Annotated in this window: 17 protein-coding genes, 1 tRNA gene and 1 pseudogene; 5 read left to right on the forward strand and 14 right to left on the reverse strand. The window is 68.1% G+C overall.

Annotated features, from left to right (window positions below; translation table 11 throughout):
- Positions 1–33: 33 nt before the first annotated feature.
- Positions 34–1,425 carry an L-serine ammonia-lyase gene (locus CEG14_RS16005; protein WP_094827295.1) on the reverse strand — a complete coding sequence of 464 codons (1,392 nt, stop codon included), beginning with the start codon at positions 1,423–1,425 and terminating at the stop codon, positions 34–36.
- A gap of 257 nt (positions 1,426–1,682) precedes the next feature.
- On the opposite strand from CEG14_RS16005, the gene CEG14_RS16010 reads away from it, so the two are divergent.
- Both CEG14_RS16010 and CEG14_RS16015 read left to right on the forward strand, forming a co-directional pair.
- A complete protein-coding gene (locus CEG14_RS16010; RefSeq protein ID WP_094827296.1) occupies positions 1,683–3,344 on the forward strand; it encodes a Na/Pi cotransporter family protein in 1,662 nt (553 codons plus the stop codon).
- Positions 3,345–3,420: 76 nt separating this feature from the next.
- The gene (locus CEG14_RS16015) at positions 3,421–4,125 is read left to right on the forward strand and encodes an HAD family hydrolase (RefSeq protein WP_094827297.1); all 705 of its coding nucleotides are present in this window, start codon (positions 3,421–3,423) and stop codon (positions 4,123–4,125) included.
- On the opposite strand, the gene CEG14_RS16020 is transcribed toward CEG14_RS16015, so the two are convergent.
- The 3 genes from CEG14_RS16020 to polA form a co-directional block, all read right to left on the reverse strand.
- On the reverse strand, positions 4,113–4,904 hold the full coding sequence (locus CEG14_RS16020; protein WP_094827298.1) for a dienelactone hydrolase family protein: 792 nt from the start codon (positions 4,902–4,904) through the stop codon (positions 4,113–4,115). The two genes, CEG14_RS16015 and CEG14_RS16020, sit on opposite strands and share 13 nt — an antisense overlap.
- 50 nt (positions 4,905–4,954) lie before the next feature.
- Positions 4,955–5,794: a ZIP family metal transporter gene (locus tag CEG14_RS16025; RefSeq protein ID WP_094827299.1), complete on the reverse strand. Its 840-nt coding sequence runs from the start codon at positions 5,792–5,794 to the stop codon at positions 4,955–4,957.
- 394 nt (positions 5,795–6,188) lie between these two features.
- Positions 6,189–8,909 (reverse strand): DNA polymerase I, encoded by a 2,721-nt coding sequence (polA, locus tag CEG14_RS16030; RefSeq protein ID WP_094827300.1) that lies wholly within the window; start codon positions 8,907–8,909, stop codon positions 6,189–6,191.
- Positions 8,910–8,961: 52 nt separating this feature from the next.
- Between polA and CEG14_RS16035 the strand changes: the two genes are divergently transcribed.
- Positions 8,962–9,591 carry a TIGR00730 family Rossman fold protein gene (locus CEG14_RS16035; protein ID WP_094827301.1) on the forward strand — a complete coding sequence of 210 codons (630 nt, stop codon included), beginning with the start codon at positions 8,962–8,964 and terminating at the stop codon, positions 9,589–9,591.
- A gap of 7 nt (positions 9,592–9,598) precedes the next feature.
- On the opposite strand, the gene CEG14_RS16040 is transcribed toward CEG14_RS16035, so the two are convergent.
- Positions 9,599–10,471 carry a LysR family transcriptional regulator gene (locus CEG14_RS16040; RefSeq protein ID WP_094827302.1) on the reverse strand — a complete coding sequence of 291 codons (873 nt, stop codon included), beginning with the start codon at positions 10,469–10,471 and terminating at the stop codon, positions 9,599–9,601.
- Positions 10,472–10,610: 139 nt separating this feature from the next.
- Between CEG14_RS16040 and CEG14_RS16045 the strand changes: the two genes are divergently transcribed.
- The gene (locus CEG14_RS16045) at positions 10,611–11,009 is read left to right on the forward strand and encodes a tautomerase family protein (protein WP_094827303.1); all 399 of its coding nucleotides are present in this window, start codon (positions 10,611–10,613) and stop codon (positions 11,007–11,009) included.
- Positions 11,010–11,079: 70 nt separating this feature from the next.
- Here CEG14_RS16045 and typA read toward each other — a convergent pair whose 3' ends face one another.
- From typA to scpB, 8 genes and pseudogenes are all read right to left on the reverse strand, one after another.
- The gene (gene typA / locus CEG14_RS16050) at positions 11,080–12,900 is read right to left on the reverse strand and encodes a translational GTPase TypA (RefSeq protein WP_094827304.1); all 1,821 of its coding nucleotides are present in this window, start codon (positions 12,898–12,900) and stop codon (positions 11,080–11,082) included.
- Positions 12,901–12,911: 11 nt separating this feature from the next.
- Positions 12,912–13,652, reverse strand: a complete 741-nt coding sequence (truB, locus tag CEG14_RS16055) for a tRNA pseudouridine(55) synthase TruB (RefSeq protein WP_094827305.1) — start codon at positions 13,650–13,652, stop codon at positions 12,912–12,914.
- Positions 13,653–13,697: 45 nt separating this feature from the next.
- Entirely contained in the window at positions 13,698–14,096 is a 399-nt protein-coding gene (gene rbfA, locus CEG14_RS16060) for a 30S ribosome-binding factor RbfA (protein ID WP_094827306.1), read from the reverse strand.
- A gap of 30 nt (positions 14,097–14,126) precedes the next feature.
- Positions 14,127–17,228, reverse strand: a complete 3,102-nt coding sequence (gene infB, locus CEG14_RS16065) for a translation initiation factor IF-2 (RefSeq protein ID WP_094827307.1) — start codon at positions 17,226–17,228, stop codon at positions 14,127–14,129.
- A gap of 76 nt (positions 17,229–17,304) precedes the next feature.
- On the reverse strand, positions 17,305–18,783 hold the full coding sequence (gene nusA / locus CEG14_RS16070; RefSeq protein ID WP_094827308.1) for a transcription termination factor NusA: 1,479 nt from the start codon (positions 18,781–18,783) through the stop codon (positions 17,305–17,307).
- Complete coding sequence (rimP, locus tag CEG14_RS16075) at positions 18,780–19,277, reverse strand: ribosome maturation factor RimP (protein ID WP_094827309.1); 498 nt, start codon at positions 19,275–19,277, stop codon at positions 18,780–18,782. Before rimP ends, nusA begins: the two co-directional genes overlap by 4 nt.
- A gap of 554 nt (positions 19,278–19,831) precedes the next feature.
- A complete protein-coding gene (locus CEG14_RS16080) occupies positions 19,832–21,697 on the reverse strand; it encodes a pseudouridine synthase (RefSeq protein ID WP_094827310.1) in 1,866 nt (621 codons plus the stop codon).
- Between the two features lie 829 nt (positions 21,698–22,526).
- Positions 22,527–23,094: pseudogene (gene scpB / locus CEG14_RS26800) on the reverse strand (SMC-Scp complex subunit ScpB); the annotation flags it as partial.
- Positions 23,095–23,161: 67 nt separating this feature from the next.
- On the opposite strand from scpB, the gene CEG14_RS16090 reads away from it, so the two are divergent.
- Positions 23,162–23,238: transfer RNA gene (locus tag CEG14_RS16090), tRNA-Met, on the forward strand.
- Here CEG14_RS16090 and CEG14_RS26050 read toward each other — a convergent pair.
- A complete protein-coding gene (locus CEG14_RS26050) occupies positions 23,217–23,606 on the reverse strand; it encodes a hypothetical protein (RefSeq protein WP_143277228.1) in 390 nt (129 codons plus the stop codon). The two genes, CEG14_RS16090 and CEG14_RS26050, sit on opposite strands and share 22 nt — an antisense overlap.
- Positions 23,607–23,987 lie beyond the last annotated feature (381 nt).

Below are 23,987 nucleotides of genomic sequence, written 5' to 3' on the forward strand. Positions count from 1 at the left end.
TGCGGCGCGCGGCTCTCGCCGCCGCGCCGCCGCTCAGCACTCGACGATGTTCACCGCGAGACCGCCCCGGGCGGTCTCTTTGTATTTGGTCTTCATGTCGGCGCCGGTCTCGCGCATGGTCTTGATGACCGAGTCGAGCGACACGTAATGCTTGCCGTCGCCGCGCAGCGCCATGCGCGCCGCGTTGACCGCCTTGACCGAGGCCATGGCGTTGCGCTCGATGCAGGGTATCTGCACCAGGCCGCCCACCGGATCGCAGGTGAGGCCGAGGTTGTGTTCCATGCCGATCTCCGCGGCATTCTCGACCTGCTCGACATTGCCGCCCAGCACGGCGGCCAGCGCGCCGGCCGCCATCGAACAGGCCACGCCCACCTCGCCCTGGCAGCCGACCTCGGCGCCCGAGAGCGAGGCATTGTATTTGTAGAGCAGGCCGATCGCCGCGGCGGTGAGCAGGAACGCGCGGATGCCGGCGCGCGAGGCGCCCGGCACGAAGCGGTCGTAGTAATGCATCACGGCGGGGATGATGCCGGCCGCGCCGTTGGTGGGCGCGGTGACCACGCGGCCGCCGGCCGCGTTTTCCTCGTTGACCGCCATGGCGTAGAGGTTGACCCAGTCGAGCGCCGACAGCGGATCCGACAGCGCGCGCTCGGCGCGCTGCGTGAGGCTGCGGTAGAGCTCGGGCGCGCGGCGGCGCACGTTGAGCGGGCCCGGCAGGTCGCCGTCGGCTTCGGGATGGCCGATGCCGCAGCCGCGCGAGACACAGGCCTGCATCACTTCCCAGATGCGGTCGAGCCCGGCCTCGATCTCGCCCTGCTCGCGCCAGGTCAGCTCGTTCTGCATCATCAGCCCCGCCACCGACAGGCCGCTGGTGCGGCACATGTGCAGCAGCTCGCGGCCGGTGCGAAACGGATGCGGCATCTGGTCGTGCGCGGCGATCACCTGGGCATTGGAGGCGCCCGCGGTCACGACGAAGCCGCCGCCCACCGACAGATAGCGCGCCTCGCGCAGGCTGTTGCCCTCGGCGTCGAGGGCGTGGAATTTCATGCCGTTGGGGTGCTCGGCCATGGCCTCGCGGCGATAGAACAGCACGTGTTCCTTCTCGACGAAGGGCACGCGGTGGTGGCCCAGCAGCAGCATCGACTTGCCGGCCCGCACCGCCTGCAGCATGCCGGCCACGGCGGCCGGATCGACGGTGTCGGGCGCCTCGCCCATCAGGCCCAGCATCACGCCCTTGTCGGTGCCGTGGCCCTTGCCGGTGGCGCCCAGCGAGCCATAGAGCTCGGCGCGCACCTGCGCCACCTGCGGCAGCAGGCCGTCGCGCTCCAGGCCCTGCACGAACAGCAGCGCCGCGCGCATCGGCCCGACGGTGTGCGAACTGGACGGCCCGATGCCGATTTTGAATAGGTCGAAAACGGAAACCGCCACTGCCGCTCCTGCGTGTCGAATCGGAAACATGAATCGCGCCCATGATACGCGGGCGCCTCGCTTGCGCAAGGTTGGGCGCACAATGGGGACGGCACACCATGCGAGCATGCGTCCGACGTGGACGCCGGCCGCGCGCGGGCAGCCTGACGGGGGGCGGAACCCCCGCTGGGCGCCCGGGCGTGCGATCATTACAGAATTATTTCATGTCATATTCCGGCGGGCTCGACACCGCCCGGATTCCAGGCCTGAGGAGTGTCATGTCGGGACTGTTGCCGTTGCTGGATTTTGCGGGTTACGTCGCCCTGCTGTTGTGGGGCGTTCACATGGTGCAGACGGGTGTGCAGCGCGCCTTCGGCGCGGCCCTGAGCGCCGCGCTGGGCAAGGCGCTGGGCACCCGCCTGCGCGCCTTCCTCGCCGGGCTGGGCATCACCGCGGTGCTGCAGAGCAGTACCGCGACCGGGCTGATGATCACCGGCTTTGCCGCCGGCGGCGTGGTGAGCCTCGTGCCCGCGCTGGCCGCCATGCTGGGCGCGAACGTGGGCACGACGCTGATCGTGCAGCTGCTGTCGTTCGACCTCACCGCCGCCGCGCCGATCCTCATCCTGCTCGGGGTGTGGATGTTCCGCCGCTACCAGCCGGGCCGCACGCGCGACCTGGGCCGGGTCTTCATCGGCCTGGGCCTGCTGCTGATGGCGCTGCACCTGCTGGTCGAGCTGTTCGCCCCCTTCGAAAGCGCGCCGATGCTGGCCATGATCCTGGGCGCGCTCGACAGCCAGCCGGTCGCGGCGGTGCTGATCGCCGCCGCCTTCACCTGGGCCGCGCACTCCAGCGTGGCGGTCGTGGTGCTGATCATGTCGCTCGTGAGCCACGGCATCGTGCAGCCGCACATGGCCTTCGCGCTGGTGCTGGGCGCCAACCTCGGCACCGCGGTCAACCCCATGCTCGAGGGCGTGACCGGCGACGATCCGGCGGCGCGCCGCCTGCCGCTGGGCAATCTGCTCACGCGCGTGGCCGGCGTGCTGCTGGGCGTGATCCTGCTGCCCTGGCTGGCGCCGTGGATGAACGGCATGTCGGCCGATCCGGCCCGCGCCGTGGCCAACTTCCACACCCTGTTCAACATCGTGGTGGCGCTGTTCTTCCTGCCGCTGCTCACGCCCTACGCGGCCCTGCTGACCCGCTGGCTGCCCAAGCGGGCCGACCCCAACGACCCCTCGCGCCCGCAGTATCTCGACGAATGGGCGCACGACGTGCCGGCGGTGGCGCTGGGCAACGCGGCGCGCGAGTCGCTGCGCCTGACCGACATGCTGCAGACCCTGCTGCTGTACGCGCGCGCCGGCTTCAAGCGCGACAACCGCCATCGCATGGTGCAGGCGCGCCAGCTCGACGCGGCCGTGGACAAGCTTGAGACCGCCATCACCACCTACGTCGCAACGCTGGACCAGGAAAACATGACGCAGGAAGACCGCCAGCGGGTCGACAGCATCGTGGCCTTCGCCAGCAACGTGGGGCACGCGGCCGACATCACCTATCACGGCCTGCTCGGCCACATCGGCCGGCTGCGCAAGCAGGGCCTGGTGCTCACCGCGGAGCAGCGCGCCCGGGTCGACGAGACGCTGAGCGCGCTGCTGGCGAACCAGCGCCAGGCCGCGGCCCTGTTCGTCAATGACGACCTGCGCCAGGCGCGCGCGCTGGCCGGCGAGAAGGCGCGTTTCCGCACGCTGGAGGCCGAGGCCGCCGAGGCCCACCTGGCGCAGATCAAGTCGGGCAAGGTGGATTCGGCCGAGGCCGGCGCGCTCTATCTCGACATCCTGCGCGACATGAAGGGCATCAACTCGCACCTGATCGGCGCGTCCGCCTATCCGCTGCTGGCGCGCCACGGCGAGCTGCTGCCCAGTCGTCTGCGCGACGCGGGCAACTGATATCGTTGCAGGCGGTGCGCATCCGCACCGCCCGTGGCGCGGGCCCGCGCCGCCGTCCTGCCCCGGAGCATCCGCGATGTCCCAGCCTGACCTGCCCGTGCAACTCGTGATCTTCGACTGCGACGGCGTGCTGATCGACAGCGAAATCATCGCGGCCCACGCCCAGTCGCGCGCGCTCGCGCCCTACGGCATCGCGCTCACGCCGCGCGAGCTGGCGCTGCGCTTTGCCGGCATCCCCGACCGCGACCAGTGGCAGACGCTGCAGCAGGAACATGGCGTCACCCTGCCGGACCACTTCGAGGCCGACTACGCCGACAGCCTGGAGGCGATCTTCCGCAACGAGCTGCGCGCCCTGCCCCACGCACGCGAACTCACCGACCTGCTGCGCGCGCGCGGCATTCCGTATTGCGTGGCCTCCAGCAGCGAACGCGACCGGCTGCGCGTCAACCTCGGCATCGCCGGCCTGGCGGACCGGTTCGAGCCGCATCTCTTCAGCGTGACGCAGGTGGCGCGCGGCAAGCCCTGGCCCGACCTGTTCCTGCATGCGGCGGCCACGATGGGCGTGGCGCCCGGGCATTGCCTGGTGGTGGAGGACAGCGTACCGGGCGTGCGCGCGGCACGCGCGGCCGGGATGCGGGTGGTAGGCGACGTGGCCGCCGGCCATATCGGCCCGGGCCACGACGCCAGGCTGCGCGAGGCCGGCGCCTTCGCGATCGTCGACGACCTCATCGAGGTCGCCCCCCTCCTGCCCGCGCCGGCGAGCGCGGCTCAGCCCAGGTAGCGCTGGAACCAGGTCAGCATGCGGGCCCAGCCGTCGCGCGCGTCCTCGGCGCGATAGCTGGGGCGGTAGTCGGCCAGGAAGGCGTGGCCGGCCTCGGGATAGACCACGAAGCTCGAGGCCTGGCTGGCCTCGCCGCCCGCCGACAGGCGCTGCTTCATGGCGTCGATGTCTTCGAGCGGGATACTGTGATCCTGTGCGCCATAGAGGCCCAGCACCGGGCCGTTGAGCTTGCCGGCCACGTCGAGCGCCACCTGCTTGATGAGCGGGCCGTGCCCGGCGGCGAGCTTGCCGTACCAGGCCACGCCGGCGCGCACCTTGGGGTTGTAGGCGCTGTACATCCAGGTGATGCGGCCGCCCCAGCAGAAGCCGGTGATGCCCAGGCGCGAGGTGTCGCCGCCGTTCTGCTTGGCCCAGGCCACGGCGGCGTCGAGGTCGGCGAACACCTGCTCGTCGGGCACCTTGGACACCAGCTCGGCCACCAGCTTGGAGATGTCGGTGTATTGCGAGGCGTCGCCCTGGCGCTCGTAGAGATTGCTGGCGATCGCGAGATAGCCCGCATGCGCCAGGCGGCGGCAGATGTCCTTGATGTGTTCGTGCACGCCGAAGATCTCCTGGACCACCAGGATGATCGGCAGGTCTTTCTTGCCGGCGGGGGCGGCGTAGTAGGCCTGTTGCGTGCCGTCGGCCACGGGCAGGGCGAAGTCGCCGTGCACCAGCCCGGCGGCGTCGGTGTGGATCGTGGTGTCGGCGGGCTGACCGGCGGCGGCGGCGAAATTCATGGGGCGGACTCCTGGGAAGGGACAGAGGATCCCGGTGCCCGCCCGCGGCGCTAGTGCGAGTGCGGCGCCTCGATCCGCGCGGCGTCGTGCGCGTGATCGTGGCCGTGGTCGTGGCCGTGATGCATGAACGAGGTGACGCCGTAGATGATGGCGACCCCGATACCGACCAGCACGAGCTGCGGCACCGCATCGGCCAGCGTGACGCGCTCGTGCATTTGCGGCATCAGGTCGGCAACCGAGATGTACAGGAAGCTGCTGGCCGCGACGACCAGCACATAGGGCACGAGCCCTTGCGCTTCCTGCAACACGAAATATCCTACACCGCCCCCGATGGCGGTGCACAGGCTGGTGAAGAGGATCAAACCGAACGCGCGCTTGCGCTGCAGCCCGGCGTTGATCAACACCACGAAATCGCCGAGCTTGTGCGGCACCTCGTGCACGATGATGGACGCGGCGGTGAGCACGCCCAGGATGGGATCCGTGAGGAACGCGGCCGCCACCAGCACCCCGTCGCACAGATTGTGCAGGGAACTGCCGATCAGGATCAGGAGGCCGCCGCGGCCGGCTTCGTGCCGGTCGTGACCCTTGTGATGATGATGGCCGTCGCCTTCGTGGTGATGGCTGTGGCGCAGCAGCGCGATCTTCTCCAGCACGAAGAAGCCGATCAGGCTGGCCAGCATCAGGGCGAACAGCGTGTGGACGTCGGCGGTGGCGCCTTCGAACGCTTCGGGCAGCAGATGCAGCAGGGCCACCGACAACAGCACGCCGACCGACAGGCTCACCATGTGGTGCAGATAGCGCGCGAACACGCGATAGGCCAGCCAGCTCGCGATCGAAATGGCGATCAGACCGCCAGCAACCGTGGCCAGGACGATCCAGAGTAGCAACATGGGAATGGAAACCGGGAGGGGCGAAAGCGCAACATTATATTGTTTCATCCCGGCGCTGGGAAATCGTCCGAGCTCGCCCGCCGGGCCGGCGGGCGGCGCGCCGCGGCGAGGGGGTGTCGGGCGGCGGCGGGAGGGGCCGGCCGGCGCGTCCAGCGGGCCGTGGCGACCCGTCCCCGGGGTGGGCACCCAACGGCACCGCCGTGCCCCTGCGGGGGCGTGCAGCCCCCTGAGAACGTCTCGGTGAGGCTGGCCGCGGGGAAGAATCGATGGGCACCGCCAAAGGAGGCCGGCAGCGCAGGCCAGCGACGAGGCCCGGTAACGGGCCCCTTCGATGGGGCCGGCGCATCGCGCCCGATCGACGGGCCCCCGGCCCACCCGGCCAGGTCATATGGCCTCAGTGGGCCTGCTCCCAGTTGCGCCCCTCGCCCACCTCGGCCACCAGCGGCACGCGCAGCTCGGCCACCTCGCTCATCAGGCGCGGCAGTTGCGCGCGCACCTGGTCGAGTTCGGCCTCGGGCACCTCCAGCACCAGTTCATCGTGCACCTGCATGATGACCAGGCTCTTGAGCCCCTGCGCGTCCAGCCAGTCCTGCACCGCCACCATGGCGAGCTTGATCAGGTCGGCCGCGGTGCCCTGCATCGGCGCGTTGATCGCGGCGCGCTCCGCGCCCTGGCGGCGCGGACCGGAGCCGGCGTTGATGTCGGGCAGCTGCAGGCGGCGGCCGAACACGGTTTCGACGTAGCCCTGGTCGTGCGCCAGGCGGCGCGTGTCGTCCATGTAGCGCGCCACGCCCGGATAGCGGGTGAAGTAGCGGTCGATGTACTGCTGGGCCGCGTCGCGCGTGATGCCCAGGTTGGACGCCAGGCCGAACACGCCCATGCCGTAGATCAGGCCGAAGTTGATCGCCTTGGCCGCGCGGCGCTGGTCGGCGCTGACCTGGTCGAGCGGCACGTTGAACACCTCGGCCGCGGTGGCGCGGTGGATGTCTTCGCCGGCGGCGAAGGCACGCTGCAGATTGGCGTCGTCGGAGACGTGCGCCATGATGCGCAGCTCGATCTGCGAATAGTCGGCCGACAGCAGCACGCGGCCCTCGGGTGCCACGAACGCCTCGCGCACGCGGCGGCCGGCCTCGGTGCGCACCGGAATGTTCTGCAGGTTGGGATCGGACGAGGCCAGCCGGCCCGTGATCACCGCGGCCTGCGAATAGTGCGTGTGCACGCGCCGGGTGGCCGGGTTGATCATGCGCGGCAGCTTGTCGGTGTAGGTCGACTTGAGCTTGGACAGCCCGCGGTATTCGAGCAGCACCTGCGGCAGCGGGTAATCCTGCGCCAGCTTCGACAGCACTTCCTCGTCGGTCGAGGGCGCGCCGCTGGCGGTCTTGCGCACCACCGGCAGGCCCATGCGGCCAAACAGGATCTCGCCCAGCTGCTTGGGCGAGTTCAGGTTGAACGGCTGGCCGGCGAGCTCGTAGGCACGCTGCTCCAGCGTCAACATCTCGCGGCCCAGCACATTGCTCTGGCGGCCCAGCTCGTTGGCGTCGACCAGCACGCCGTTGCGCTCGATCACGTTGAGCACGCGCGAGACCTCCAGCTCGAGCTGGTAGGTGCGCTCCAGGCCGGCATCGGCGGCCACGCGCGGACGCAGGGCCTGATGCAGCTGCAGGGTGAAGTCGGCATCCTCGGCGGCATAGAAGCCGGCCTTGTCGATCGCGACCTCGTCGAAGCCGATCTGCTTGGCGCCCTTGCCGCACAGATCTTCGTAGTTGACGCCGCTGCGGCCCAGGAAGCGCTGGGCCAGGTCGTTGAGACCGACGCCGCGATGCGATTCCAGCACATAGGCCTGCAGCATCGTGTCTTCGGCGACGCCCTTGAGCGCCACGCCCTCGTTGGCGAACACGTGCGTGTCGTACTTGGCGTGATGCAGCAGCTTGGGACGCAGCGGATCCTCGAGCCAGCCGCGCAGGCGCTCGATCACCTCGTGCTTGGGCAGCTGCGCGGTGACGTCGGGGCCGCGGTGCGCCAGCGGCACGTAGCAAGCCACGCCGGGCGCCACCGCCATCGACACGCCGACCAGGCGCGCCTGCATCTCGTCGAGCGAGGTGGTTTCGGTGTCGAGCGCCACCAAGGCGGCCTCGTCGACCTGCTTCATCCAGACTTCGAGATCGGACCACTCGGTGATGATCTGATAATGCGCCTCGACCGGCGCCGCGTGCGCGGCCTCGACCGCGCGGGCGTCGCCGGTGGGCACGCGCTGCGTCTCGCCGCTCAGCTCGCGCAGCCAGGTGCGGAAGCCATAGCGGTCGAACACGCGCATGAGGGTCTCGTTGTCCTGCGGACGCGGCTCGAGATCCTGGATGCCGGTGATGTGGCCGGTCAGGTCGCAGTCGCACTTCACGGTGAGCAATTCGCGCGTGAGCGGGAAATTCGGAATCGCCTCGCGCAGGTTGTTGCCCGCCACGCCCTTGATGTCGGCGGCGTGCGCCACGAGGTTGTCGATCGACTCGTATTCGCCCAGCCATTTCACGGCCGTCTTGGGCCCGACCTTGGTCACGCCCGGCACGTTGTCGACGGCATCGCCGACCAGCATCAGGTAATCGACGATGCGCTCCGGCGGCACGCCGAACTTGGCGACCACGCCGGCCGGATCCAGCGTTTCACCGCTCATCGTGTTGACCAGCGTAATATGGGGATCGACCAACTGCGCCAGATCCTTGTCGCCGGTGGACACGATGGCGTGGATACCCTGCGCGGCCGCCTGGCGAGCCAGCGTGCCGATGATGTCATCGGCCTCCACGCCTTCGATGGCCAGCAGCGGCCAGCCCATGGCGCGGATGGTCTCGTGGATCGGCTCGATCTGCGCCGCCAGGTCTGGCGGCATGGGCGGCCGGTGCGATTTATAGTCAGGATAGAGGTCGTCGCGAAACGTCTTGCCGCGCGCATCGAAAATGCATGCGGCATACTCTGCCTTATGATCGTGAACCAGCTTCTTGAGCATGTTCACGACGCCATAGATAGCCCCGGTCGGTTCGCCCTGGGCATTGCGCAGATCAGGCATGGCGTGAAAGGCGCGGTACAAGTAGCTCGAACCGTCTACCAGCAACAAGGTTTTTTTCATGGTTACAAAGGCAGAGAAAGAGACTCCCGCCGGCATGCAAATACCGGTGATTATGTCAGAGATAAAGACGGCGGCCGAAAAGCTGACGCATATCGGGCCGGCCGTGAGCGTGTTCGGGAGCGCCCGGATCAGCCGCAACTCGCCGTACTACGAAACCGCCGCGCAGATCGCGGCGGGCCTCGCCGATGCGGGCTTCGCCGTGATCGCGGGCGGCGGCCCCGGCATCATGGAGGCCGCCAACAAGGGCGCCTTCGAGGCCGGCGGCACCAGCATCGGGCTCAACATCAACCTGCCGCACGAGGCCCACAATAACGAATACCAGACCATCAGTCTGCAGTTCGATTATTTCTACTCGCGCAAGGCCACGTTCTTCATGCACAGCGCGGCCTATGTCTCGATGCCGGGCGGCTTCGGCACGATGGACGAGCTGTTCGAGGCCCTCACCCTGATCCAGACCGGCAAGGTGCCGCCGGCCCCGATCATCCTGGTGGGCAGCGAATTCTGGCATGGCCTGGTCGACTGGCTCGGCGATCAATTGCTGGGCAACGGCATGATCGGCGCGCACGACCTCAACCTCTTCATCATCGAAGACGATCCGAAGAAGGTGGTGCGCCGCGTGGTCGAATTCTTCGAGCAGGCCAACGTGCCGGCCGAAGGCTACGCGCCGTCGCTGCCGGCCTGAGCGGCCCTCAGCGGAAATGCGCGACCACCGCGTCGCGCACCTGCCCCGCGCGCGCGTCTTCGCCCGCGCGCGGCGGCAGCGCCTCGAACACGGCCTCGCCCAGGGGCGGCAGCCGGTCGGCGCCGCGCCACGCCACGATGCCGTCGATCATGGCGCCCTGGTTCAGGCACGCCACACCCAGCCCCGCGGCCAGCGCCATCTGCAGGCCGGCCACGCCGGTCGTCACGTGCGACACGCCGTAAGGCACGTCGGCACGGCGCAGCACCGCTTCGGTGTATTGGCGCAATGAGCAGGATTCGGTGAGACACAGCAACGACAGCGACGCGTCCTGCGGCTGGCCGTCGAAGGCCTCGCCCGCCAGCCAGGCCAGCGGCTCGCGCCGCAGCACCCAGGCCGGGTCCGGCTCGCTCTCGCCCGAGGCCGCCTCGCGCACCCGCATGGCCACGCCCACGTCCAGCTCGCCGCGCGCATAGGCCGCGCGCACCAGGTCGCTCTTGGCGATCTCCACCCGCAGCCGCAGGCCCGGATAGGTGTGCTTGAGCCGCGCCAGCAGCGGGCTGATCTCGTTGGGCCGGAAGTAGTCGGTGATGGCCAGGCGCAGGTCCCCTTCGAGCGCCAGGCCGCGCATGTCGCGCTGCGCCTGCTCGGCCAGCGCCAGGATGCGGCGCGCGTAGTCGAGCAGCCGCACGCCCGCCGGCGTGAGTACGGCGCCGCTCTTGCTGCGCTTGAACAGCACCTGCCCCGCCCGCTCCTCGAGCTTGCGCACCTGTTCGCTCACGGACGACTGCGACAGGAACACGCGCGGCGCCGCCGCCGTCAGGCTGCCCGCGTCGGCCACGGCGACGAAGGTGCGCAATTGATCGAGGTCGAAGGAAGCCATGGCAGCGGAGGGCGCACCGGGCCCACATCCATCAGTAATTTCGATGGATTCCATCATATCTTCCCGCTTTTCCGGAAACAAGGCCGTCCCTAGACTGCAGTCATCCGGCCACACCGGCCGTCCCGCCCAGGAGCGTCTCATGCCCCACATCGTCATCCATCTGTCCGGCCAGCCCGACCCCGCCCGCGACCGCCGCATCGTGCAAGCCACCATGGACCTCACGCACGAGGTCCTGGGCAAGGACCGCGCGGTGATCGCCATTACGCTGCTGCACGTGGCGCCCGAGCAGTGGTACATCGCGGGCCGCAGCCTGGCCGAGCTGGGCCGCAATGCCTTCCATCTCGACATCAGCGTCACCGACGAGACCAACACCAAGGCGGAAAAGGCGCGCTTCCTGGCCGCGGTGCATGCGGCCTTCGCCGAGATCCTGGCGCCGCTCTCGGAGGTGTCGTACGTGCACGTGATCGACGCGCGCGCGGCCGCCTACGGTTACGGCGGGCGCACCCAGGAATACCGGCATCAGCACCGCGCCGCCTGAACCGCGCGGCCATGAAAAAGGGCGCATCGTTGCCGATGCGCCCTCTTCACAGGCTCGAGGCTGCCAGCGCTTATGCGCCTTCGCGCGAGGCGCGGCGGCGCTCGTGTTCCTGCAGGTAGCGCTTGCGCAGGCGGATCGACTTCGGCGTGATCTCGACCAGTTCGTCGTCATCGATGAACTCGACCGCGTATTCCAGCGTCAGCTGGATCGGCGGCACCAGGCGCACGGCTTCGTCGGTGCCCGAGGCACGGACGTTGGTCAGCTGCTTGCCCTTGATCGGGTTCACGACCAGGTCGTTGTCACGGCTGTGGATGCCGATGATCATGCCTTCGTACAGCGGCTCGCCCGGGCTCACGAACATGCGGCCGCGATCCTGCAGCTTCCACAGCGCGTAGGCCACGGCGTCGCCGTTGTCCTGGCTGATCAGCACGCCGTTGCGACGCTCGCCGATCGAACCGTCCTTGACCGGGGCGTACTCGTGGAACGTGTGGCTCATCAGGCCGGTGCCGCGGGTCAGCGTCAGGAATTCGTTCTGGAAGCCGATCAGGCCACGGGCCGGGATCAGGTATTCCAGGCGCGTACGGCCACGGCCGTCCGGCTGCATGTCCTGCAGGTCGCCCTTGCGGCGGCCCAGCTCTTCCATCACGCCACCCTGGTGACCGTCTTCGACGTCGACCGTGAGGGCTTCGACCGGCTCGCACTTCACGCCGTCGATTTCCTTGAACACCACGCGCGGGCGCGACACGGCCAGCTCGTAGCCTTCGCGACGCATCGTTTCGAGCAGGATGGTCAGGTGCAGTTCGCCGCGGCCCGACACTTCGAACACGGTGTCGTCGCCGGTGTCGCGCACGCGCAGCGCCACGTTGGACTTCAGTTCGCGGTCGAGGCGGTCGCGCAGCTGGCGGCTGGTCACGAACTTGCCTTCACGGCCGGCCAGCGGCGAGGTGTTGACCATGAAGTTCATGGTCAGCGTCGGCTCGTCGATGCGCAGCACGGGCAGCGCTTCCGGATTCGCCGGATCGGTCACGGTGGTGCCGATGTTCAGGTCTTCGATGCCGTTGATCAGCACGATGTCGCCGGCTTCGGCTTCTTCCACCACGACGCGCTCCAGGCCGCTGAACTTCAGCACCTGGTTGATGCGGCCGCGTTGCGGCTGGCCTTCCGGACCGAAGCGGAACGCGACGTCCATGCCGGGGCGCATGCGGCCACGGTTGATGCGGCCTACGCCGATCTTGCCGACGTAGCTGTTGTAGTCGAGCGAGATGATCTGCATCTGCAGCGAGCCGTTGGGATCGTCATCGCGCTGCGGCACGTGTTGCAGGATGGCTTCGAACAGCGGACGCATGTCGCCGTCGCGCACGTCGGCGGTGAGGCCGGCGTAACCCGACAGGCCCGAGGCGAAGATCACCGGGAAGTCGAGCTGCTCTTCGGTGGCGCCCAGCTTGTCGAACAGTTCGAACGTGGCGTTGATGACGAAGTCGGGGCGGGCGCCCGGACGGTCGATCTTGTTGACCACCACGATGGGCTTGAGGCCCAGCGCCAGTGCCTTGCGGGTCACGAAGATGGTCTGGGGCATCGGGCCCTCGACCGCGTCGACCAGCAGCAGCACGCCGTCGACCATCGACAGCACGCGCTCGACTTCACCGCCGAAGTCGGCGTGTCCCGGGGTGTCGACGATGTTGATGTGCGTGCCCTGGTACTCGACCGCGCAGTTCTTGGCCAGAATGGTGATCCCGCGTTCTTTTTCGAGATCGTTCGAGTCCATGACCCGCTCGGCCACCGCCTGGTTTTCGCGGAAGGTGCCGGATTGGCGCAGGAGTTGGTCAACCAGCGTGGTCTTGCCGTGGTCCACGTGGGCGATGATGGCGACGTTGCGCAAGGCGCGGGTCATAGCAGGGTCCTTTAAGTTCGGTTGGCGGGCAGCAGGCCCGCCGGCAATTCGTTCAGTGCAAGCAGCGCCGTCTTGGGATCGGGCATCGCCTGCAAGGCTTCGAGGGTTACGGCGCGATCGAGCGTGAATGGCCCGACTTGCGTACGCCGCAACGCCGCCAGGTGGCCGTAGCATCCCAACGCCCGCCCGATGTCCTGGGCCAGGGTACGGATGTACGTCCCTTTACTGCACGCCACATCGATCTCTGCCTGCATGCCATCACAGGACAGCAGCTCGATGCGGTGGATGGTCACCCGCCGCGGCGGGCGCTCCAATTCAATGCCGGCACGCGCATACTCATAGAGCGGCTTGCCGTCGCGCTTGAGCGCGGAATACATGGGCGGAATCTGCTCGATGCTGCCCTGGAAACGTGACAGCACGTCGAGGACCTGCTCGCGCGTCACGCCGGCAAAGCCTGCGTCGGCGCGCGCCACGATGTTGCCGGTGAGGTCGCCGCTGTCGGTTTCTTCACCGAACTGGATGAGCGCACGGTAGGTCTTGTCGGCATCGAGCATCGCGCCGGAAATCTTGGTCGCGCGGCCCATACAGCAGAGCAGCAGACCCGTCGCGAACGGGTCCAGCGTGCCGGTATGGCCGGCCTTGGCCGCGTCCATGGCACGCCGCGCACGCTGCAAAGCGTGATTGCTCGACAAGCCCACGGGTTTGTCGAGCAGCAGCACACCATCGAGCGCGAGCCCGCGTCGTTTGGCCATCGTCTAGATCCGGAAAAAAGCGAAAAAACAGCGACGACAGCCCGATCAGGACTGGTCTTCGGGTTCGTCGGGCACGCCGGAATGGGGCCCACGATTGGCGCGGTCGATCAGCATCGACATTTCGATGCCACGCGTGATCTGCGGATCGTGATAGAAGCGCAGGGTCGGTACGGTGTGGATATGCAGCAGCTTGTAGAGCTGCGAATGCAGCCAGCCGGCCTTCTCGTTCAGCAAGGCAGCAGCGGTCTCGGGCTCGGCGCCCAAGACCGTGAAGTGGACCTTGGCATGTGCGTAGTCGGCCGACAGCTCCACGCCCGAGAGCGTGATCAAGCCAGCGCGGGACATGTCGATCTCGCGCTGGATGATCCCGGCCAGATCCTTCTGGATCTGGTCGGCCAGCCGCAGGTTGCGGCCGGGGATGGATTTGGACTTGTGACGGCTCATGTGGAAAACAACTTGAATCGCACGTTTGCTTTACAGCGTACGCGCAATTTCCTTGATTTCAAAGACTTCCAGCTGGTCGCCCACCTGGAGATCGTTGTTGCCGCGCAGCGTCAGGCCGCAATCGAAGCCCGATTTGACTTCCTTGACGTCGTCCTTGAAGCGGCGCAGCGAATCGAGCTGGCCGGTCCATTGGACCACGTTGTTGCGCAGCAGGCGGACCTGCGAATCGCGACGCACCAGACCGTCGAGAACCATACAACCGGCGACGGTGCCGATGCGCGAGATCGTGTAGACCTCGCGGATCTCGACCAGGCCGATGACTTCTTCGCGCTTTTCCGGGGCCAGCATGCCCGACATGGCCGCCTTCACCTCATCCACGGCGTCGTAGATGATGTTGTAGTAGCGCAGGTCGATGCCGTTGTTCTCGGCCAGCTTCTTGGCGCTCTGTTCGGCGCGCACGTTGAAGCCGATCACGACGGCATTGGAGGCGATCGCCAGGTTGACGTCGCTTTCGGAGATACCACCCACGGCGGCGTGAACCACCTGGACGCGCACTTCGTCGGTCGAGAGCTTGGTGAGCGCAGCCACCAGCGCTTCCTGCGAACCCTGCACGTCGGTCTTGACGATGAGGGGCAGGGTCTGGGTGCCTTCGCCCATGTTGTCGAACATCGACTCGAGCTTGGCGGCCTGCTGGCGGGCCAGCTTGACGTCGCGGAACTTGCCCTGGCGGAACAGCGCGATTTCGCGCGCCTTGCGCTCGTCGGACAGGACGATCAGCTCGTCGCCGGCGGCGGGCACGTCGGTCAGGCCCTGGATTTCGCAGGGGATCGACGGACCGGCGGTCTGGATCTGCTTGCCGTTTTCGTCGAGCATGGCACGCACGCGGCCGAAGCTCGCGCCGGCCAGGATCACGTCGCCGCGCTTGAGCGTGCCGCTCTGGACCAGGATGGTGGCCACGGGGCCACGGCCCTTGTCGAGGCGCGCTTCGATCACCAGGCCCTTGGCCGGGGCGTCGACCTGCGCCTTGAGTTCGAGGATTTCGGCCTGCAGCAGCACGTTTTCGAGCAGATCGTCGATGCCGGCGCCGGTCTTGGCCGACACGGCCACGAACGGCACGTCGCCGCCGTACTCTTCGGGCACGACCTCTTCGGCCACCAGTTCCTGCTTGACGCGGTCCGGGTTGGCATCGGGCTTGTCGATCTTGTTCACGGCCACGACCAGCGGCACGCCGGCAGCCTTGGCATGGTGAATGGCTTCACGCGTCTGGGGCATCACGCCGTCGTCGGCGGCAACCACCAGGATCACGATGTCGGTGGCCTTGGCGCCACGGGCACGCATGGCCGTGAAGGCCTCGTGGCCCGGGGTGTCGAGGAACGTCACGACGCCGCGGCCGGTTTCGACGTGGTAGGCGCCGATGTGCTGCGTGATGCCGCCGGCTTCACCCGCGGCGACCTTGGCGCGGCGGATGTAGTCGAGCAGCGAGGTCTTGCCGTGGTCGACGTGGCCCATGACCGTGACGACCGGCGCACGCGGCAGCGATTCGGCTTCGGACGTGGCGGGCGTGAGGTCGAGGAAGGCTTCCGGATCGTCGAGCTTGGCGGCGATCGCGACGTGGCCGAGTTCTTCGACCACGATCATCGCGGTTTCCTGGTCCAGGACCTGGTTGATCGTGACCATCTGGCCCAGCTTCATCAGCTGCTTGATCACCTCGGCGGCCTTGACCGACATCTTGTGGGCCAGGTCGGCCACGCTGATGGTCTCGGGGACGTGGATCTCACGCGCGATGAATTCCTGCGCCACCGGCTCGTTGCGGCGATCGTTGTGCTGGTTGCGCTGGTTGCGGCCACCCTTGCCGCCGCCCTTGCCACCGGCACGCCAGCCATCGCGCGAGGCGGGGGCGGCGGGCTTGTCGGCAGGCTTCTTGCGCGACGCGTCGTCATTCCAGGTCGACGAGACTTCGGCCGTCTTGATGACCTTCTTGGCGCCGGGCGCGGCGGGCTTGGCGTCTTTCTTGGCGCCAGGCGCGGCCGGCTTGCCGGCGGGCTTGTGCAGCGTGCCGGAGATGGCGGTGGGCGCGGGCTCCGGCTCGGGAGCGCGCAGCACCTTGCGCGGACGGTTCAGCATCTCGCGCAGCGCGGCGGCTTCGGCCTCGGCGGCGGCGCGGCGCGCCTCTTCACGCGGACGGTCGGAGCCCGACGCGGCAGCGGCGGCGAGCGGCGGCGCGGCGCGGCGCGCGTCGGGACGCGCGGCAGCCTTGGGCGCTTCCTGGCGCGCAGCAGCCTTGGGGGCTTCGGGTTGGTTCTTCGCAGCGGGTGCGGCGGCCGGGGTCTTGGGGTTCAGATCAGTTTGAGCGTGCACAACAGGTTCAGGCCGAGCGCCATCGGATTTTTGCTCGGCGGCGGTTTCATTCTTGGCTTCGGGCTCGGCGGGCTGTGCCGGAGATTGATTGCGGGAAGCTTCGGGTTGGGAGTCGGATTGCGGCTCAGGTTGGGCCTGGGCAGCAGGTTCGGCGGGCGTTTCGGCGACCGGGGCCGGCGCGTCCTGGGGGGCCGCGGCGGCCGGCTCGGGAGCCGGTGCGGGCGCGGGTTCGGCCACGGGGGCCTCAGGCGCGGGGGCCACTTCGGCCTTCGGCGCTTCCTGCACGGCTTCAGCCTGGGGCGCTTGCGCAACCGCTTCGGCTTCAGGCGCCTGGGGAGCCGTCTCGTGCTGCACCTGCGGCTTTTCAGCCTCGGGGGCGGCAGCGGGCTGCTCGACAACGGGATCGGCCGCAGCGGCGGCGGCGCCGGCTTCGAGGGCCTCGGCGTTTTCCGCGGCCTGCTCGGCGGCCAGCTCGGCCGGATCGCGCTTCACGAAGACGCGCTTCTTGCGCACCTCGACCTGGATCGTGCGCGACCGACCCGTGGCGTCGGCCTGCCGGATCTCGGAAGTCTGGCGTCGCGTCAGCGTGATCTTCTTGCCTTCAGAGCCACCGTGCGCGCGCCGCAGCGAGTCGAGCAACTTCGCCTTGTCGCTGTCGGTGACGGAATCGTCGACCGATTTGAGGTCAACGCCGGCCGCACGCAACTGCTCCAGCAGCACGTTGGCAGGCATTTTCAGCTCGGTAGCGAACTGGGCGACAGTATTACTCGACATTAGGCTCTCTTCCCTATATGCAACTAATTACAAACTTCAACTCGCGGCGGACCGCCGGCCGGATGGGCGGGGCGGGTCATTCCTCGTCGAACCAGTGAGCGCGCGCACGCATGATCAGATCGCTTGCCTGGGCTTCGTCCAGGCCGGCGATTTCCGCCAGCTCGTCGGTCGAGAGCTCGGCCAGATCGTCACGGGTGTGCACCTGACGCTCGGCCAGCTTGCCAGCCAGCTCGGGCGTCACGCCTTCGAGTTCGAGGAGGTCCTGGGCCGTTTCGAGCCGCTCTTCCTGGGCAATCGCCTCGGTCAGCAGCGCGTTGCGGGCACGGGCACGCAGCTCGTTGATGGTGTCTTCGTCGAACGCCTCGATTTCCAGCAGTTCCTGCATGGGCACGTAGGCGATTTCTTCGATGCCGGTGAAACCTTCGTCGATCAGGATGTCGGCGACTTCCTCGTCCACGTCCAGCTTCTGCATGAAGGTGGCGCGCAGCGAGGTCCGCTCGGTTTCCTGACGGTTCAGGCTTTCTTCGGGCGTCATGATGTTGATCTGCCAGCCGGTCAGCTCGGAGGCCAGACGCACGTTCTGGCCCTTGGCGCCGATCGCCTTGGGCAGGTTTTCTTCGTCGACCACGACGTCCATCGCGTGCTTGTCTTCGTCGACCACGATCGACTCGACGTTGGCCGGGGCCAGCGCGCCGATGACGAACTGGGCCGGATCTTCCGACCACAGCACGATGTCGACCTGTTCGCCGCCGAGCTCGTTGCGCACGGCGGTGACACGCGAACCGCGCATGCCGACGCAGGTACCGATCGGATCGATACGCTTGTCGTAGGCGATGACGGCGATCTTGGCGCGCACGCCGGCGTCGCGGGCGGCGGCCTTGATCTCGAGCAGGCCCTGTTCGATCTCGGGCACTTCGTTTTCGAAGAGCTGGCGGATGAACTCGGGCGAGGTGCGCGACAGGATCACCTGCTGGCCACGGGCGGCGTGGTCGACACGCAGCACGAAGGCGCGGACGCGATCGCCGATGCGCAGGTTTTCCTTGGGGATCATTTCCGAGCGCGGCAGACGGGCTTCGATCTTGCCGGTCTCGATGATGGCATCGCCCTTGTCCATGCGCTTGATCGTGCCGGAGATGATGGTCTCGCCACGGTCGAGGAAGTCGTTGAGCACCTGCTCGCGCTCGGCGTCACGGATCTTCTGCAGGATCGCCTGCTTGGCGGCCTGCGCGCCGATACGGCCGAATTCGACCGGCTCGAGCGGCTCTTCGATGTAATCGCCCTCGGCGATGCCCGGCACGATTTCCTGGGCGTCCGACAGCATTTCCTGCTTGTCGGGCTCTTGCAGGCCGGCCTCGTCAGGCACGACGAGCCACCGGCGGAAGCCCTCGTGGCTGCCGGTTTCGCGATCGATCGAGACGCGGATATCGGCGTCTTCCTTGAAACGCTTTTTCATGGCCGAAGCCAGTGCGCCTTCCAGCGCCCCGAACACGACATCCCGCGCGACGTTTTTCTCACGCGCCAGCGCATCGACCAACAGAAGAATTTCGCGACTCATCGCTTTTTGCCCTTGAAATCCAGAACGGGATCCAGCTTGGCGCGCTCGATGTCAGCGAGCGTGAAGCTCAACACTTGGATATCGTCCTTCTTTGCCTCAAATTCGAGACCGAACACGGTCTTGTCCTGAGCCGCGCCTTCTTCGGAAGACGCCGGCTCGGCCAGACGCAGGATGCCGGTAAACACTTTGCGACTCTCGATCGCCTCGCGCAGCTTGATCTCCACGCGTTCGCCGACGAAGCGGCGGAACTCCGCTTCGTTGCGCAACGGGCGATCGATGCCCGGCGAGCCGACCTCGAGCCGCTTGTAGTCGATGTTTTCGACCTCAAACACACGCGACAGCTGACGCGAGACCTGTTCGCAGTCTTCGATGCGCACGCCGCCCTCACGGTCGATCGTCACGCGCAGCAATCCCAGGGCGGCACGTTCGACATCGACGAGTTCGATGTCCATGCCAGCCAGCGCTTCTTCGGTCAGTGTGAATAAATCAGCCATACGCTCAAAAAAAATGGGCTGTACGCCCAGCCCACCCTATCGCCCACCCGGCGCATGCCGGTTGGCAGCTCCTGGGCAGACCCAATGTTGCGACCTGCGTCGCCGGGGAATTTCGCCGCTGCGGCCGAGGCGGATGGGTGCGGCCAGGCTATCGGCCGGCCCTGCGCGAAGCGACTTCCTTCGCCTGCATCCCTCACAACCACGCACTGCCACCGGACCCAGCCGGCGCAGTCAGCTCAAAAACAGCGGTTCAAAAACAGCAGCTCAAAAACACGCAAGCGTGAAAACAAGCAACGCTGGCGCAGGTCTCCCCCGCCACCCACCGCAACTGCAGCAAGGGCAAAAGATACGCGCGCCATGAAAACGAATGATTCTACCAGAAAATGGGAGAAATTACCTGATTCGTCGCGGGTTTACGCGTATTCGGGACGCATAAAAGGGATATCCCGAACCCGCGCGGCGCGCGCAGCGCACCGCCCCGCCTGGCTTGCCGGCCGACTGACGCGCGGGCGCCACATCGGCGCCCTGCCCGCCAGCCGGATCCGGCCGCTCGATCAGCGGTCGCGTCCGCGACCGCCCATGAAGCCGAGACGGGACTCGTGCGCAGAGGCGCCCTTGGGCTGCCAATCGTCGCCGCGGCCGCCGCCGTTGCCACCATTACCACCGCCGCCGCCACCGCGACGGCCGCGCGTCTTGTTGCCCGCGCCGCCGGCCTTGTTGCCGTTGGGGGCCTTGCCGGCGCCGGACGCCTTGTTGCCACCGGCGGCCTTGTTGGCACCGCCGCCCGCCTGCTTGGCCGCGCGCGGCGGCTTGCCGCCCGCGCCACGCGGCTTCTGGACCGCGCCTTCCGCGCCACCGCCCGCCGCACCCGCACCCGCCGCATTGCGACCGGCGCCACGCGGCTTCTTGGGCCGGGCGTTGGCCGGCTTGTCGCCCTCGACCGCGACGGCGCGCGCCGGCGCGCGGCCGCCACCCGCCGCAGCGCCCTTGCGGGCACCGCCACGACCGGACTTGCCACCGCCTTCACCGCCGCGATTGCCATCGCCACCGCGATTGCCGCCCGCGGCGCCGGGACGGCCCTTGCCGCCGCGCGCGCCCCGGTTGCCCGAGGGCTCATTGCCGAGCGGATGGCCATTGGCATAGCCGCCGGTGATCATCAGGCCCGTGCCAAACGGATCGGAGGGACACGCGGCCGCCTGGCCGGCGCTGCCGACGCGGCCGCCCTGCAGCTTGCCGCGGCGGCCGATGCGCGCGCCATTCATGCCGTTGCGATCCATGGTGCCGAAGCCGGGGGGCAGCGCGCTGTCGTGCGACTGCGGCTGGCGCGACTTGCGGCGGCCGGAGCCCGATTCGCCGTCGTCGTCGCGCAGCAGGCCGAGCTGCACCATCAGCGCGGTGACCAGCGAGGGATCGAGCTCGTCCCAGCGGCCGCGCCGCAGGTTGCTCGGCAGCACCACATCGCCGAAGCGGGTGCGGATCAGGCGGCTGACGGTCACGCCGACCGCTTCGAACATGCGGCGCACTTCGCGGTTGCGGCCTTCCTGCAGCGTGACGCGGTACCAGCGGTTGCTGCCGTCGCCACCGATGTATTCGAACGAACCGAACGCGGCCAGGCCGTCTTCGAGCTCGATGCCCTCGGTGAGGGACTTGCGTTGCGCCTCGTCCATCTCGCCCAGCACGCGGACCGCGTACTCGCGCTCGGCGCCGTAGCGCGGATGCATGATGCGGTTGACCATGTCGCCCGAGGTCGTGAAGATCAGCAGGCCTTCGGTGTTCAGGTCGAGGCGGCCGACCGACAGCCATTTGCCGGTGCGCAGCTTGGGCAGGCGCGCGAACACGCTGGCGCGGCCGCCGGGGTCGTCGTGGCTCACGATCTCGCCGGCCGGCTTGTGATACAGGATCACGCGCGGCGGCTTCTTGGTGTTGGTGCGGGTGATCTGCTTGCCGTTGACGCGCACCTGATCGTTGGGCGCCACGCGCTGGCCGATGTGGGCCGGCTCGCCGTTGACCGACACGCGGCCCGCCACGATCAGCTCTTCCATCTCGCGCCGCGAGCCGATGCCGGCGTCGGCCAGCACCTTGTGCAGCTTCGGCATCACCACGTCGGAGTTCAGGTACTTGCCCAGGCGCTGCTCGATGCGGGCGGTCTTGTCGAGATACGACAGGGCCTGCTCGGCATCGCGCTCGCCGTATTGCGCGTCTTCGGCGCTCTCGGCGGGTGCAGCGCCGACATTTTCCCCGGTGGCGGCTTCGGCATCGCCGCGGCGGCGGCGGAACGGCGTACGCAGCTTGCGGCCGCGACCGCGGCCACCGCCCTCGCCTTCGCCCGCGCCGGCCGAGGGGCCGTCGGCGGCGTCTGCGCCGTTCGCACCGATCACGTGATCGGCACCGTCATCGACAGGGAAATTGTCGTCCTGCATCGGTGTATTGGTTGTCACTGGGACAGCTCCAGATATCAAACTTGGGAAGGCTTGCCGCCGGCAAGCGCATCATCATCTTCGTCGTTGGACGGACTCGGCACTCCGGGTACGCCGGGCTGGGCCGCGGGCGCAGGAGGCACGATCTCGGGTTCTTGCAGGCCCGGCTGGAATTCCGGCACGGACGCGGGGGGCGTGGTTTCACCGGCCACGGAGGGCGGATCGATACGATCCGCCTGCGGCACCGGGACCTCCGGCACGATGGTGTCGCCCGGATGCACGCCCTGGAATGCTTTTTCGGTGGTGTGCTGAGCGCCGACAGCCGGCGCTTGCGCCGCGGCGTCTTCGGCCCCGGCAGGCTCGGCGACCTGTGCGAGCGGGTCGACATCAGGGCGATCCACACCGCCCGCGCCAACCGCCTGCTCGCCGTCGCCTTCACCGGCACCCTCATCGACGGGCGCAGGCTGCGCCGGGTCGCCAATCAGGGCGTCGACATCGCGGCCGGCCTCCGAAAGCGGGGCTTCACCCGACGCCGGGTTTTCACCCGACGCTGCGGCCTCGCTGCGATCGACTTCGACCGCATTGTCGCCATCACCCTGGGGCGTGGCGCCGGTGCTCTCGGCCTGCGAAACCGAAGATTCTACGCCATCCGCCGCCTCGGTGTCAGGCAATGCTTCAGGCGTGTGTGACGCCGTGGCCACGCCGACGTCGGAATCGGTGCTGTCGGCCGGCTCGCCATCGACGCCCGCCAGCTCGCCCTGCACGCCGGCCGGCGGCTCGCCCTCCTCCTGCGGCTCGGGCGCGAGGCCCTGGGCCTGGGCGATCTCTTCGGGCTGGATTTCCGCGCCGCCGAGGTCCAGCCCGGCCAGTGCCGCGGCGGCCTGCGCCGATTCGAGCGGCGGCAGCTCGTCGAGCGCCCGCATGCCCAGGTCATCGAGAAACTGGCGCGTGGTGCCGAACAGCGCGGGCCGGCCCGGCGCATCGCGATGCCCGATCACCTCGATCCAGCCGCGATCCTCGAGCGCCTTCACGATCTGCGACGACACGGTCACGCCGCGGATGTCCTCGATATCCCCGCGCGTGACCGGCTGGCGCCAGGCCACGATGGCCAGGGTCTCGAGCACGGCGCGCGAATACTTGGGCGGCCGCTCGGGATTGAGGCGCTCGAGATAACGCTGCATGGCCGGACGGCTCTGAAACCGCCATCCCGAGGCCAGCTGCACCAGCTCCAGGCCGCGCTCATTCCATTGCGCCTGCAGCGTTTCGAGCCAGCCGCGCACGACGGCGTTGTCGTAGTCGGGATGCTCGCCGAAGAGCTTGCGCATCTCCGCGATCTGCATCGGCTGGCTCGCGCACAAAAGCGCGGTTTCCAGCACGAGGGTGGCTTCGTTATCGTTCATCGATACTCATTCATAAAACGGCAAACTTGCACCAGGTTGGAATTCGGGTTATAGTTTCTTTCTCAGACGCGGGGTGGAGCAGTCTGGCAGCTCGTCGGGCTCATAACCCGAAGGTCGTAGGTTCAAATCCTGCCCCCGCAACCAAATTCGATAGAGGCCTGGCACATCGCCAGGCCTTTTTCATTTCCGTCGCCGGATTCGGTCTCCGCGAGTGCGCCGAAGTCGCCTGCACGATCGGCAGCAGCAGCAGCGACGGAAGACAGCGACGCGCGGGCCACGGAAATGCGCGCGATCCGCGCCAGCGTCCCCGCCGAAGTCGAAGCCAAAGCCGAAGCCAGCCCACGCAGGGCTGCCGCCAGGCCGCCCGGCACACCGCACGCCCCCACGAACCACACCCGCACAGCACGCACCGACACGCCCCGGACGCGGGCCGCGGGCGCGCAGCCGCGCGCCGGCGACAATGCGGCTGCGAGGCCGTGCCGGACGTGGAAGATCGGGAACCGGAAAAACACGTGTGTCTTCAAATGCGTACAGTTAATCTGCCGGACCGGGGTCCGGCTGCCCGCAAGCACAATGCCTGCGCCTGGCACCGCGCGCCAGTCGGACTGGAGGCGAGCCGCGCGCGCCATGCGCGATGCGGCGTAACGGTGCAGAGCAAAAAGCACAGAACGGAATCGCAGAACACGGCGCAACTCGCGCCGCCATGTTCAACTCGCGCCGCCATGTTCGACAGGGCTGCATCGGGAACCGCGCGCGGACGACGCCCGCGCCAGGTCTCGATGACGATCGCAAGTGAACCTGAACCGTCGAAGTGAACTGAATCATCCTGGCCGGAACGGGAAAGGGGCCGATCGGCCACACCTTTGCCCGCCGGAGCGACCCGCCGCCAGCCT

It is taken from the genome of Bordetella genomosp. 1, from assembly GCF_002261335.1.
In the GTDB taxonomy this organism is placed as follows: Bacteria; Pseudomonadota; Gammaproteobacteria; order Burkholderiales; family Burkholderiaceae_B; genus Bordetella.